Source organism: Mesorhizobium sp. WSM4830, assembly GCF_055811495.1.
The window spans coordinates 1-257 of sequence record NZ_JBVVQI010000138.1; the positions used below are offsets into that span (position 1 = coordinate 1).

Genomic DNA, 257 nt, shown 5'->3' on the forward strand with positions numbered 1-257 from the left:
CAATTCCGTCATGATCGTTATCCGACACGACAACATCGCATACTTCCTTCACATGCTCATTTGCATTGCCCATTGCGACTGCAAGACCGGCAGCTCTGAGTACGTCGAGATCATTATCCGCGTCACCTACGGCAACGGTCTTCTCAATGGGAATATTCAGATACTCGCATAAGATTTCCAATCCTCTGGCCTTTGTGATCCCGGGCGGAGATACTTCGAGCGATGTGGTCTCCGCATCCGCGAGCTGCATGCCGAGA

1 protein-coding gene is annotated in these 257 nt (G+C 51.8%); it reads right to left on the bottom strand.

Annotation, left to right across the window (positions count from 1 at the left end; translation table 11 throughout):
- The coding region (locus AC0L2Y_RS34705) for an HAD family hydrolase (protein ID WP_473562356.1) at positions 1-257 on the bottom strand (257 nt) is incomplete at both ends.